Here is a 12,089-nt window from a genome sequence, read left to right as displayed (position 1 = left end):
GGACCGTGATATTTCGTAAGGTGCGCCGTGCGCACCGACTCAACGCAGCAGGTAAGGAATCTCCACCTTCACCGCACCGGTCGGGCAGTCCTTCTCGCAGGGCATGCAGTACCAGCATTCGTCGAAGGCCATGTAGGCCTTCTGCGTGGCCGGGTTGATCGCCAGCAGATCCATCGGGCAGACCTCGACGCAGACGGTGCAGCCCTTGTCGGCGATGCACTTGTCTTCATCGATGGTCACCGGTGCGCTGCTGCGAAAGAAGATTTCCTGGGGTTGATAGGCCATGTCACGTTATCCATGTAGGGTGGGCTTCAGCCCACCAGGCTGTTCGGTGGGCTGAAGCGGATCACCGCCCGGCCCACCCTACGAAGTCACGCCGCCGCCTCGGTTTTTACCCGCAGGCGGTCGTAGGCGCTCTGTTCATCCGCAGCCAGGTCGATCAGGTAGGGCTCGACCGGCTTCTTGAAGCTGCTCATCTCGCCCTGTTCGTTCTTCTTCAGATGGGCGTGGCAGAACCATTCGGCATCGTTGCGCTGCGGGTGGTCGACGCGGTGGTGGTACAGCCCCCAGCGGCTCTCGGTGCGGAACAGCGAGGCACGTGCAGCCATCTCGGCGCAGTCGCGAATCACGCTGACCTCCAGCGCACGCATCAGCTCATGCGGATTGTTGGCCTTGAGCTGATCCAGATCACGCTCGATCTCGGCGAAGCGGGTCAGGCCGATCTCCATCTTCTTGGTCACCTTGGGCGGCTGCAGGTAGTCGTTGACCATGCGCCGCAGCTTGTATTCCACCTGCGCCGGCGGCAGGCCGTGCTCACGCTTGAGCGGCGCATACACCCGCGCCTGCTCACGCTCGACCTGCGCGGCATCCACCGGGCTGAAGTCGCGCCCGGCGATGTAGGCGGCGGCGTTGCTACCGGCGAACCAGCCGTAGGTGAAAGCCCCGAGCATGTAGTTGTGCGGCACCGCGGCCATGTCGCCAGCGGCGTACAGCCCCTTGACCGAGGTCTCGGCCTTCTCATTGACCCATACGCCCGAGGCGCTGTGACCGGAGCAGAAACCAATCTCGGAGATATGCATCTCGACCATGCCGGTGCGGTAGTCGGTACCGCGACCCGCGTGGAACTGGCCACGGCTGGGGCGCTCGTTGCTGTGCAGGATTTCCTCGATGGTCTGGATGGTTTCCTCGGCCAGGTGATCGAGCTTGAGGAACACCGGGCCATTGCCGCCTTCGAGTTCCTGGTGGAACTCCCACATCATCTGCCCGCTCCAGTAATCACACTCGATGAAGCGCTCGCCCTTGTTGTTGGCGGTGTAGCCGCCCAGCGGGCCGGTGACGTAGGCGCAGGCCGGGCCGTTGTAGTCCTTGATCAACGGGTTGATCTGGAAGCATTCGAGGTTCGCCAGCTCGGCCCCGGCGTGATAGGCCATGGCATAGCCGTCGCCGGCATTGGTCGGGTTCTCGTAGGTGCCCATCAGGTAGCCCGAGGCCGGCAGGCCCAGACGCCCGGCGGCGCCACAGGCGAGGATCACCGCCTTGGCGCGGATCACATGGAAGTCCGCCGTGCGGCAGTCGAAGCCCATCACGCCGTTGACCGCACCATCAGCATCGGTGAGCAGGCGGGTGGCGATGACGCGGTTGGTAATCTCCACCCGCGCCCGCTTGAGCTGGCGGTACAGCACCTTCTTGATGTCATGCCCTTCCGGCATCGGCAACACGTAGGCGCCCATGTGGTGCACCTTCTTCACCGCGTAGTCGCCGGTCTCGTCCTTCTCGAACTTCACGCCCCAACGGTCGAGCTGCTCGATGGTCTCGAAGCTCTTGCTGGCATAGGCGTAGACCGCCGCCTGATTAACGATGCCGTCGTTGGCGATGGTGATTTCCTTGGTGTACTGCTCCGGCGTGGCGTGGCCGGGAATCACCGCGTTGTTGAGGCCGTCCATGCCCATGCTGATGGCGCCGCTGCGCTTGACGTTGGCCTTGTCCAGCAGCAGCACACGCAGTTCACGATTGGCCTCTTTGGCCTTGATCGCCGCCATCGGCCCGGCGGTGCCGCCGCCGATCACCACCAGGTCGTATTCGCGTTCGAGGGTGTTCATGCCGGGCGCTCCTTGTTGCGGTCGATGCGCAGGCGGTACTGGAAGGCATCGCCACGGTAGTAGAGGTATTCGAAGTCCAGCGGTGTGCCGTCGGCGCCATGGGTCAGGCGTTCGATGCGCATGATCGGCGCGCCCTCCTCCACGTCCAGCGCGTGGGTCAGGTCGTCCTCGGCAAGTACCGCGTCGATGGCCAGGTCGGCATGACCGAGGGCGATGCCGCAGTCGTTCTCGATGATCAGGAAGATGTCGCGCGCCACCAGGTCGGCCTTCTCCAGCTTCTCGCCGATGGCACGGGGCACGTAGGTGACTTCCAGCGAGACCGGCTCACGGTTGACCAGGCGCACACGCTTGATCTCGGTCACCGGCGCGCCCTCCTCCAGTTGCAGGCGCTCGGCCACACGGGCGCTGGCCGGCAGGTGCTTGAGGCTGGTGAGGCGGTTGAGCACCTCGTAGCCCATCTGCGACATGGACTCGGCCAGGCCCTGCAGGGTGCTGACGTTCTGGAACGCCTTGGGCTTGGCGACGAAGGTGCCCTTGCCGTGGATCTTGAAGATCAGCCCTTCCTTCTGCAGGTCGCCGAGGGCCTGGCGCACGGTGATGCGGCTGACGTCGAACGCCTTGCCCAGCTCGCTTTCCGAGGGCATGCGGCTGTGCGGCGGGTAGGTGCCATCGAGGATGCGCGTGCGCAGCAATTCCTTGAGCTGGCTGTACAGCGGTACGGGTGAAAGCGGTAGCAGTTGGGCCATGTTCCGTCTCGTCATCTCTACTTGTCATAACAAGTTGTAGCAAGACGATATCGAGCATAAGTATGAGATTGGAAATACTTTTATTGCATAAGGTTATGACGCCAGGAGCAGGTTCGAATTACCGACATGCAACAACGCTTCTTATCTCTAAAAATAATATAAATATTTATTTATATTATTTTTAGAGATAACTCTTAGCCTTTATAAGACGAGGGATCAAGGCTGTAACAAGACCGTACCGCCAATGCTCGAAGACTCGGAAAAGCTGATGCCTGAGCCAGTGCCTGCTTCCATTCACGCCCCACAAACTGTTGCCACAGCAACAGCAGGCCAACTGTTCGCCCAGCAACAGCGATTCAACAATTCACCTGGCATATCAACAGCGCCGAGGCCCCTGGGTGCCGGCCAGGCCAGTATTTCCGGGGGGATCGCGGCTGGTATGGCGATTGCTCCAGGTGCCTCACCTCGAGCAACAGCCCTACAGGAATATCTCGGATGAGCACTCCCCTCAAAGTCGTCGCCGTTTCCGGTGGCACCTCCCGCCCCTCGCGCACACTGGCACTGACCGAAGCCATCGTCAGCGAAGTCGGCAAGCATCTGGCCATCGACACTCACCTGATCGAACTGGGCAACATCGCTCGCCCGCTCGGTGGTGCGCTGTGGCGCAAGGAACTGCCGGAAACCGTCGAACACGAACTGCGCCAGATCGAGTCAGCCGATCTGCTGGTGGTCGCCGCACCGGTCTATCGCGGCACCTACCCGGGGCTGTTCAAGCACCTGTTCGACCTCATCGGCCAGGATGCGCTGATCGACACCCCGGTGCTGCTCGCCGCCACCGGTGGCAGTGAACGCCATGCCCTGGTGCTCGATCACCAGCTGCGTCCGCTCTTCAGCTTCTTCCAGTCGCTGACCTTGCCCATCGGCGTGTACGCCAGCGAGTCCGACTTCGCCAACTACCGCGTCGCCAGCGATGCCCTGCAGGCGCGTATCGAACTGGCTGCCGAGCGCGCCGCCGCTCTGCTGCGTGGCCAGACGCATGCCCTGCGCAAGATCGCCTGAGGAGCCCGCATGATCCAGCACCCCATTTGCCTGGAAGGCCAATCAGCGAGGGACATCGCGTGAGAACCAATCAACAACCCACCGTGCTCAGCCCCTTGCAGACCGCTCGCCGGCTGGCTGCGGATTTCGCCGAGACCGCCGTCGAACGCGACGAGGCCGGCGGCACACCCAAGCAGCAGCGTAATGCGATCCGTCAGAGCGGCCTGCTGTCGCTGAGCATCCCGACCCAGTTCGGCGGCCTTGGCGCCAGCTGGAGCGAAACCCTGGGTGTGGTGCGCGAGTTCGCCAAGGTCGACAGCTCCATCGCCCATGTTTTCGGCTTCCAGCATCTGATGCTGGCCACCGTACGCCTGTTCTCGCGCCCCGATCAGTGGCAGCCCTGGTTCGAGCAGACCGCGCGCAAGAACTGGTTCTGGGGCAATGCGCTCAATCCGCTGGATACCCGCACCGTGGTCAAGACCTTCGATGGCTGGCGTGAGTTTTCCGGCAAGAAGAGCTTCTGCTCCGGCGCCAGCGACTCGGAAATGCTGATCGCCTCGGCGGTCGACGAAAGCGCCGGCGGCAAGCTGCTGATCGCCGCCATTCCCAGCGGCCGCACCGGCATCACCCTGCACGGCGACTGGAACAACATGGGCCAGCGCCAGACCGACAGCGGCAGCGCCACCTTCGAACGCGTGCGCGTGGAAGAGAACGAACTGCTGCTCGACCCCGGTCCGCTGAGCACGCCCTTCGCCTGCCTGCGCCCGCTGATCGCCCAGTTGCACTTCGCCCATATCTTCCTCGGCATCGCCGAAGGAGCCCTGGAGGAAGCCCGTCAGTACACCCTCAAGGAAGGCCGCCCCTGGTTTCGCTCCAAGGCCCAGCACGTCAGCGAAGACCCTTACGTACTGCGCCACTACGGCGAGTTCTGGGTCGGCCTGGAAGGCGTGCGCCTGCTGGTGGAACGCGCCGCCGCGCAACTCGACGAAGCCTGGCACAAGGAACACGCCCTCGGTGCCGAGGAGCGCGCGCAACTGGCGCTGTCCATTGCAACGGCCAAGGTGGCGGCTGCCCGCACCGGGCTGGATATCTGCAACCGTCTGTTCGAGGTGACCGGCGCCCGCGCCACCCACGCCTCGCTACGCCTCGACCGCTACTGGCGCAACCTGCGTACCCAGAGCCTGCACGACCCGGTGGACTACAAGCTCCACGAACTGGGTGAGTGGGCACTGAACCAGACGCGTCCCACCCCGTCTTTCTACTCATAGGGATGCCCATGCAACTGCTGACCCTCCCCCCCTCGCCGACACTGGCTACCTCGATCCGGGCGACCGCACAGGTCTTCGAAGACCCTAGATCGCAGGCGCTTCTCGCCCACTTGCAACAGGTCGCCCCCAGCGAGGCCAGCGTCCTGATCATCGGCGAAACCGGCACGGGCAAGGAGCTGGTCGCACGCCATATCCATAACCTCAGCGGCCGTCGCGACGGCCCCTTCATGGCGGTCAACTGCGGCGCCTTCTCCGAGTCGCTGGTGGAGGCGGAACTGTTCGGTCATGAGAAAGGCGCCTTCACCGGCGCCCTGGCGGCCAAGGCCGGCTGGTTCGAGGAAGCCAACGGCGGCACGCTGTTCCTCGACGAGATCGGCGATCTGCCCATGGCCATCCAGGTCAAGCTGCTGCGCGTATTGCAGGAGCGCGAGGTGGTGCGCCTGGGCTCGCGCAAGAGCATCCCGATCAACGTGCGCGTGGTCGCCGCCACCAACGTGCAGTTGGACAAGGCCATCGGCGCCGGCAACTTCCGCGAGGATCTTTACTACCGCCTCAACGTCGTCAGCCTGCAGCTCTACCCGCTGCGTGAGCGCCCGGGCGACATCCTGCCGCTGACCCGGCACTTCATCAAAACCTACTGCAGCCGCCTGGGCTACGGCGAAGTGCGCCTGTCCCCCGAGGCCGAGCGCAAACTGGTGAGCTACGACTGGCCGGGCAACATCCGCGAGCTGGAGAACGTCATCCACCACACCCTGCTGGTGTGCCGCAACGGCCTGGTGCAGGACGACGATCTGCGCCTGTCGCACATGCGCATCGAGCGCCAGGATCAGCCGCAGGCCGCCACCCTCGAAAGCGCTGACGAGCAGTTGCTGCGCGCCTTTCACCGCCTGTTCGAAGAGCAGGCCGGTGGCCTGCACGAAAAGGTCGAGGACAGCCTGCTGCGTGCCGCCTACCGCTTCTGCCACTGCAACCAGGTGCACACCGCCAGCCTGCTGGGCCTGAGCCGCAACGTCACCCGCGCACGGCTGATCGCCATCGGCGAACTGGTGGTCAACCGACGCAGGCCGGAGCCCCCCACACGGCCCAATCGGGCGGTACAGCTATCGATATAAGAAGCCGGCGCCCATCGGCTCACTACCTACCTTGCGTTGCCCAACCACAGCAACGAGGAAAACATCATGAGTCTCGACATCTTCTGGTTCCTGCCCACCTCCGGCGACACCCGCTACCTCGGTCACTCCGGCAGTGGTCGCCCGGCCACCAACGTCTACATGCGGCAGATCGCCGTGGCCGCCGACCAGCTCGGCTACGACGGTTTGCTGATTCCCACCGGCGCCAGTTGCCTCGATCCCTGGGTGACCGCCGCCAGCCTGGTGCCGGTCACCCAGCGCATCAAGCTGCTGGTGGCGCTGCGCACCTCGCTGGGCAACCCCACTGCTTCGGCCCGCCAGGCGGCGAGCCTGGATCAGGCCAGCGGCGGTCGCCTGCTGCTCAACGTGGTGCCCGGCGGCGATGCCACCGAACTGGAAGCCGACGGCGTATTCCTCGCCCACGACGAGCGCTACGAAGCCTCCGATGAATTCCTCAGCATCTGGCGCCGCCTGCTACAGGGCGAAAAGGTCGACTTCGACGGCAAGCACCTCAAGGTACGCGGCGCGCAGAACTTCTTCGAGCCGCAGCAGAAGCCCTACCCGCCGCTGTACTTCGGCGGCTCCTCGCCTGCCGCCCACGAACTGGCGGCCAAGCACGTCGATGCCTACCTGACCTGGGGCGAGCCACCGGCCGCCGTGGCCGAGAAGATCGCCGACGTGCGCGCCCGCGCGGCCAAACAGGGCCGAACCGTGCGCTTCGGCGTGCGTCTGCACGTGATCGTGCGTGAAACCGTTGATGCGGCCTGGGCCGCCGCCGACGAGCTGATCAGCCATCTGGACGAAGCCACCATCGCCGCGGCCCAGGCCAACTACGCCAAGATGGACTCCGAGGGCCAACGGCGCATGGCCGCCCTGCACGGTGGCGACCGCAACAAACTGGAGGTCGCACCCAACCTCTGGGCCGGTGTCGGTCTGGTGCGCGGCGGCGCTGGCACCGCGCTGGTGGGCGACCCGGAAACGGTCGCAGCACGCCTGCTGGAATATGCGGATCTGGGCGTCGACAGCTTCGTGCTGTCCGGCTACCCGCACCTGGAAGAAGCCTACCGCTTCGCTGAACTGGTGTTCCCGCTGCTGCCCGGCAAGGGCAAGGTCACCGTCGAAGGCGCGTTCACCGGTGGTGCGTTCGACGTGCGCGCCGGCAAGGAGAAAGTCGCATGAAGGTCATCGACCTGCGCTGTCGCCCAGCCTACCTGCACCCCTTCTTCGGTGGCGTACCCGGCTCGCCCGAACATGACGTCGCCCGATGGCTCAACCGCCGCGTCGGCACCCGTGGCTCGGACGATCACTTCGAGCGTTCGCTGACGCCCGAAGGTTTCCTGGCCGAAGTACGCGAGGCAGGCCTGCACAAGGCTGTGGTGGTTGGCCGCCATACACCAAGCCAGCACCTGCCCAACGATACGATCCACGGCATCGTCCATGGCCACGACGAACTGCTCGGTATCGGATCAGTGGAGCCGGCGCTGCAGGGCATCGACGCTGCGTTGACGGAAATCGACCGCGCCATCGACGTGCTTGGCCTGGCCGGCATCGACCTGGAGCCCGGCTTCGGCGACCCGGCGCGGCACCCGGACGATCCGCTGTACTGGCCGATCTACGAGCACCTGCAGAAGCGCGGCATCCCCCTGTTCCTGATGAGCGGCCCGACCACGCCGGATCCGAGCTACAACGATCCCGCGCGCCTGGCCGCCGTCGCCCGAGCGTTCCCGGCGTTGCAGATCGTGGTCTACCACGGCTACTGGCCCAACGTGCAGCAGGCCATTGGCGTGGCATTCCGCTACGAGAACATCCACCTGGTGCCGGACATGTACCTGTTCCTGCCCGGCAGCGAAGGCTACGTGCAGGCGGCCAACGGCTTTCTCGCCGAGCAGTTGCTGTTTGGCTCGTCCTACACCTTCCGCCCGATCCGCCAGAGCATCGAGGATGCCCAGCGCCTGGGGCTCAAGGATGAGGTGGTGGAGAAGTTCTTCAGCGGCAATGCCGAGCGCTTGTTCGGGTTCGCTTGAAAAAGCGGGCGTTGGCGGGCGAGGAATTATCCGCAGTACCGCCAGCGCCTGGGTAAACTGCCGAGCCTATGACCGACCTTCCCACACTGCTGACCTGCCTGCTGTTTCTCGCCATCGCCCTGCTCTATGCCTGCGCGGGCCAGGCAGGTGCCTCCGGCTACATAGCGGTCATGGCCCTGCTGGGCTATGCACCCGAGAGCATCAAACCCACGGCACTGATCCTCAACACCCTGGTTTCCCTGGTGGTGAGCTGGCGTTTCGTCAAGGACAAACACTTCGACTGGCCGCTATTCTGGCCCTTCGCACTTGGCGCCCTGCCCCTGGCGCTGCTTGGCGGCTACCTGACCTTGCCGCAGCAGTGGTTCGAATATCTGCTGGGCGTCCTTCTGCTGATCGCAGGCGGCCTATCTTTTCTGCGCAAGCCCAGCGCTGAAACCCAGCCGCAAGCACCACGGCGCAGCGTTGCCTATGCCTGGGGCGCGCTGATCGGCCTGATGTCTGGCCTGACTGGCGTAGGCGGTGGCGTACTGATTACGCCACTACTGCTGTTCTTCAACTGGTCGGGGGTGCGAACCGCAGCCTCTGTCTCCGCACTGTTTATCCTGCTCAACTCCGTCGTTGCCCTGATTGGCCACTGGAGTGCGACTTCCTTTTACCTGCCCGAGGGCATTGCCTTACTCGCAGTAATGGCGGTTGCCGGCGGCCTGCTCGGCGCCCGCCTGGGTAGCCGGGTGCTCACGCCCAGCCAGATCCGACTGGTGCTGAACGTGATATTGATTGTGGCTGGGCTCAAGATGATCCTGTCTGCATAAAGCATCTAAAGACGCTACGGTGGTGGTAGCCGCAGAATCATCGCACCGGCCGTCCTGAAACAAAGTGCGTCGGGTCGTTGTAGCCCGGCGTGGAGGCATGCCCCGGCGTCACCAGCGAGTCGACGAAGGCTTCGTCCTCGGCGGTGATGCGAACGTCCAGCGCCTTGATGTAGGTGGCCCAGTGCGCCTCGGTACGCGGCCCGACAATGGCCGAGGGAACAGCCGCGTTGTTCAGCACCCAGGCAATAGCGAACTCCACCACGCCGACACCACGCTGCTCGGCGTACTGCTTGACCTGCTGGGCGATCTGCAGCGACTCGTCACGCCACTCGGTCTCGAGAATGCGCTTGTCATTGCGCCCTGCCCGGCTGTCGCCGTCTGGGGTCACGCCGGGCTGGTACTTGCCGCTGAGTACACCACGCGCCAGCGGGCTGTAGGGCACCACGCCGAGGCCGTGGAAGGCGGCGGCAGTGATCTGCTCGACCTCGGCCTGGCGGTTGACCAGGTTGTACAGCGGCTGGCTGACGATGGGTTTGGCCACGCCCAATCGCTCGGCAACATTGGCGATCTCGGCGATGCGCCAGCCCCGATAGTTGGACACGCCCCAGTAGCGGATCTTGCCCTGGCGCAGCAGATCGCCGATGGCCGACACGCTTTCCTCCAGCGGGGTCTGGTTATCCTCGCGGTGCAGGTAGTAGATATCCAGGTAATCGGTGCCCAGGCGGCGCAGGCTGGCGTCGATGGAGCGCAGGATGTGCTTGCGGCTCAGACCATTGCGGTTGGCGTGGCCATCGGCCTGGCCCATGCCGACCTTGGAGGCCAGCACCCAGTCGTCGCGGTGGGCGGCAATGGCCTGGCCGACGATCTCCTCGGAACGCCCGGCGTTGTAGACGTCGGCGGTGTCGATGAAATTGATGCCCTGGTCGAAGGCCGTATCGATGATCCGCCGCGACACCTCGGCGTCGGTCTGCCCGCCGAACATCATGCTACCCAAGGTCAGGGGTGAAACCTGCAGGCCGCTGCGGCCCAGGGAACGGTGACTCATGGCTGTCTCCTGTAGAGAGGTGGGAGAAACTCAGACCGCCTCGGCAGCCTCTTCGTTGAACATGCCGTCTGACTGACGGCTCCACAGGCGGTGGTAGTAACCGCGCTTCTTCAGCAATTCCTGATGGCTGCCATCCTCGACGACCCGGCCCTTGTCGAACACCAGGATACGGTCGAGGTGAGCAACGGTGGACAAGCGGTGAGCCACGACGATCACCGTCTTGCCCTCCATGATCTCGTCCAGCTTGTCCTGGATGAAACGCTCAGTAATCGAATCCAGGCTCGAGGTGGCCTCGTCCATCACCAGGATCGGCGCGTTCTTCAGCAGCACGCGGGCAATGGCGATGCGTTGCCGCTGGCCGCCAGACAGCTTCACCCCACGCTCGCCGACCAGCGAATCGTAGCCCTTGTCCATCGATTCGATGAAGGCGCTGGCACCGGCGCGGTGAATTGCCGCCGCCAGTTCTTCCTGGGAGGCATCCAGCCGACCGTAGTGGATGTTTTCGCGAATGCTGCGGTGGAACAGCCCAGGCTCCTGCGGGATCAGGCCGATCTGCTGATGCAGCGAATGCTGAGTGACCTCACGCACATCGGTGCCATCGATCAGCACCTGGCCGCCGTTCACGTCATACAGACGCAACAACAGGTTGAGCAGCGTCGACTTGCCGGAACCGGACGAGCCAACCAGCCCCACCCGCTGTCCGGCCGGGATGACCAGGTCGAGTTGCTCGAAGATCGGCTTATCCGGCGCATAGCCGAACGTCACGTTGCGAAACTCCACCCGCCCCTGACTCACTTCCAGCTTGCCGGCGCTTGGCTTGTCCACCACTTCATGCGGGCGGATCAGCGTGCGCACGCCGTTGGCGATGTTGCCAGTGGCCTCGAAGAACTCCAGAAAGCGCCGCGACAGGCTGGCCACATCATTGATGATCAGCAGCGACAGGCTGGTGGACATGACGAAGGTGGCGATACTGATCTGCCCGCTACGCCACAGATACAGCGACAACAACATCACGCCGATCTTCAGCGACATGCCAGACAGCGACTGGAACCAGCGAATCTTCTCCATGTAGCCGAACGAGCGATAGGCCGCCCCCACCTCGCGCTCAAGAAAATCGCCCAGATAGCCGTGCTCGTAGGAGTGACGGGCGAACAGGCGAATGTTGGTCAGGTTGGTCACCGCGTCCACCACCTTGCCGGTGCTGGTGCTGCGCGCCGACGAGTACTGCTGCGCCAGCGGGTGGCTGCGCTTGGCCAGGTGATAGCAGACCAGGATGAACAGTACCGACCAGCCGAACATGAACGCGGCCAGCAGCGAAGAAGCCGTCCACAGCAGCAAGGTGGCCAGACTCAGCGTCACCACCAGCGGGATCAGGTCGAACAGCAGGATGCTCAGGGTCTGGTTGACCCCCAGCGCCACCTCGGACACCCGATGCGCCAGCGCCCCGGCGAACTCGCTGCTGACGAAACGATGGGAATGTTGTTGCAGGTAGGCAAACACCGCATGGGTCACGGTGCGCCGCTGCTGCGGTAACACACGGATATGCACGCCGGTGGCACCGCGGGTGAACAGCACCTCCAGCAGCACTACCCCAGCGAACACCAGCACCGGCCATTGCAACACTACCAGCGCCTGCTCAGCGCTCAACCCCTCGCTGACCAGCCGAGTAATCTGCCCCAGTCCCCAGGGCACCAGGATCGTACAGATCACCGCGGCAATCTGCAGCAGCAGGATGGCCAGGTACCAGGGCTGGTAGTGCCTGACGAAAAACAACACGAACTGCAGCGGCGTATCCGGCAGGCTGCGGATGTTCCAGTCGAGCAAGGTGCTCGGAGGGCGGGGGTTGAAGCGAAAAACGCTCATGGCGCAGGTGTCCTTGCGGCAGATGGAGGGCGCAGTTACGCGCGAAAGGTGAGTGGCAGCGTGA

The 12,089-nt window shown here is 64.1% G+C and carries 11 protein-coding genes; 6 read left to right on the top strand and 5 right to left on the bottom strand.

The annotated features are described in order from the left end of the window. Positions 1 to 39: 39 nt before the first annotated feature. The 3 genes from HS968_RS11275 to HS968_RS11265 form a co-directional block, all read right to left on the bottom strand. Positions 40 to 285: a 4Fe-4S dicluster domain-containing protein gene (locus HS968_RS11275; RefSeq protein ID WP_182371304.1), complete on the bottom strand. Its 246-nt coding sequence runs from the start codon at positions 283 to 285 to the stop codon at positions 40 to 42. 86 nt (positions 286 to 371) lie between these two features. Then, positions 372 to 2,099 (bottom strand): fumarate reductase/succinate dehydrogenase flavoprotein subunit, encoded by a 1,728-nt coding sequence (locus HS968_RS11270; RefSeq protein WP_182371303.1) that lies wholly within the window; start codon positions 2,097 to 2,099, stop codon positions 372 to 374. Further along, the gene (locus HS968_RS11265; RefSeq protein ID WP_106742159.1) at positions 2,096 to 2,845 is read right to left on the bottom strand and encodes a GntR family transcriptional regulator; all 750 of its coding nucleotides are present in this window, start codon (positions 2,843 to 2,845) and stop codon (positions 2,096 to 2,098) included. Before HS968_RS11265 ends, HS968_RS11270 begins: the two co-directional genes overlap by 4 nt. Positions 2,846 to 3,340: 495 nt before the next feature. Between HS968_RS11265 and msuE the strand changes: the two genes are divergently transcribed. The 6 genes from msuE to HS968_RS11235 all read left to right on the top strand — a co-directional run bounded on the left by msuE (position 3,341) and on the right by HS968_RS11235 (position 9,117). After that, on the top strand, positions 3,341 to 3,904 hold the full coding sequence (gene msuE / locus HS968_RS11260) for an FMN reductase (protein ID WP_182371302.1): 564 nt from the start codon (positions 3,341 to 3,343) through the stop codon (positions 3,902 to 3,904). 59 nt (positions 3,905 to 3,963) lie between these two features. Beyond that, the gene (locus tag HS968_RS11255) at positions 3,964 to 5,151 is read left to right on the top strand and encodes an acyl-CoA dehydrogenase family protein (protein ID WP_182371301.1); all 1,188 of its coding nucleotides are present in this window, start codon (positions 3,964 to 3,966) and stop codon (positions 5,149 to 5,151) included. A gap of 8 nt (positions 5,152 to 5,159) precedes the next feature. After that, complete coding sequence (locus HS968_RS11250; RefSeq protein ID WP_182371300.1) at positions 5,160 to 6,263, top strand: sigma-54 interaction domain-containing protein; 1,104 nt, start codon at positions 5,160 to 5,162, stop codon at positions 6,261 to 6,263. A gap of 66 nt (positions 6,264 to 6,329) precedes the next feature. Then, the gene (gene ssuD / locus HS968_RS11245; protein ID WP_182371299.1) at positions 6,330 to 7,460 is read left to right on the top strand and encodes an FMNH2-dependent alkanesulfonate monooxygenase; all 1,131 of its coding nucleotides are present in this window, start codon (positions 6,330 to 6,332) and stop codon (positions 7,458 to 7,460) included. Then, on the top strand, positions 7,457 to 8,305 hold the full coding sequence (locus tag HS968_RS11240) for an amidohydrolase family protein (RefSeq protein WP_182371298.1): 849 nt from the start codon (positions 7,457 to 7,459) through the stop codon (positions 8,303 to 8,305). Before ssuD ends, HS968_RS11240 begins: the two co-directional genes overlap by 4 nt. Positions 8,306 to 8,373: 68 nt before the next feature. Beyond that, on the top strand, positions 8,374 to 9,117 hold the full coding sequence (locus HS968_RS11235) for a sulfite exporter TauE/SafE family protein (protein WP_182371297.1): 744 nt from the start codon (positions 8,374 to 8,376) through the stop codon (positions 9,115 to 9,117). 37 nt (positions 9,118 to 9,154) lie between these two features. Here the strand turns inward: HS968_RS11235 and HS968_RS11230 are convergent, their stop codons facing one another. Both HS968_RS11230 and HS968_RS11225 read right to left on the bottom strand, forming a co-directional pair. After that, positions 9,155 to 10,162: an aldo/keto reductase gene (locus tag HS968_RS11230; protein WP_182371296.1), complete on the bottom strand. Its 1,008-nt coding sequence runs from the start codon at positions 10,160 to 10,162 to the stop codon at positions 9,155 to 9,157. Positions 10,163 to 10,192: 30 nt separating this feature from the next. Continuing rightward, on the bottom strand, positions 10,193 to 12,025 hold the full coding sequence (locus HS968_RS11225; protein WP_182371295.1) for an ABC transporter ATP-binding protein: 1,833 nt from the start codon (positions 12,023 to 12,025) through the stop codon (positions 10,193 to 10,195). Positions 12,026 to 12,089: the final 64 nt, after the last annotated feature.

The sequence above is a fragment of the Pseudomonas berkeleyensis genome, from assembly GCF_014109765.1.
Classification (GTDB): Bacteria; Pseudomonadota; Gammaproteobacteria; order Pseudomonadales; family Pseudomonadaceae; genus Aquipseudomonas; species Aquipseudomonas berkeleyensis.
Note: the sequence above shows the minus strand (reverse complement) of the source record. Positions and strands in the feature narration are given on the sequence as shown.

Excerpts from the sequence above, each read along its gene's own strand:
- HS968_RS11275 (WP_182371304.1), bottom strand. The coding sequence starts at position 285 with ATGGCCTATCAACCCCAGGAAATCTTCTTTCGCAGCAGCGCACCGGTG.
- HS968_RS11270 (WP_182371303.1), bottom strand. The coding sequence starts at position 2,099 with ATGAACACCCTCGAACGCGAATACGACCTGGTGGTGATCGGCGGCGGC.
- HS968_RS11265 (WP_106742159.1), bottom strand. The coding sequence starts at position 2,845 with ATGGCCCAACTGCTACCGCTTTCACCCGTACCGCTGTACAGCCAGCTC.
- msuE (WP_182371302.1), top strand. The coding sequence starts at position 3,341 with ATGAGCACTCCCCTCAAAGTCGTCGCCGTTTCCGGTGGCACCTCCCGC.
- HS968_RS11250 (WP_182371300.1), top strand. The coding sequence starts at position 5,160 with ATGCAACTGCTGACCCTCCCCCCCTCGCCGACACTGGCTACCTCGATC.
- ssuD (WP_182371299.1), top strand. The coding sequence starts at position 6,330 with ATGAGTCTCGACATCTTCTGGTTCCTGCCCACCTCCGGCGACACCCGC.
- HS968_RS11240 (WP_182371298.1), top strand. The coding sequence starts at position 7,457 with ATGAAGGTCATCGACCTGCGCTGTCGCCCAGCCTACCTGCACCCCTTC.
- HS968_RS11235 (WP_182371297.1), top strand. The coding sequence starts at position 8,374 with ATGACCGACCTTCCCACACTGCTGACCTGCCTGCTGTTTCTCGCCATC.
- HS968_RS11230 (WP_182371296.1), bottom strand. The coding sequence starts at position 10,162 with ATGAGTCACCGTTCCCTGGGCCGCAGCGGCCTGCAGGTTTCACCCCTG.
- HS968_RS11225 (WP_182371295.1), bottom strand. The coding sequence starts at position 12,025 with ATGAGCGTTTTTCGCTTCAACCCCCGCCCTCCGAGCACCTTGCTCGAC.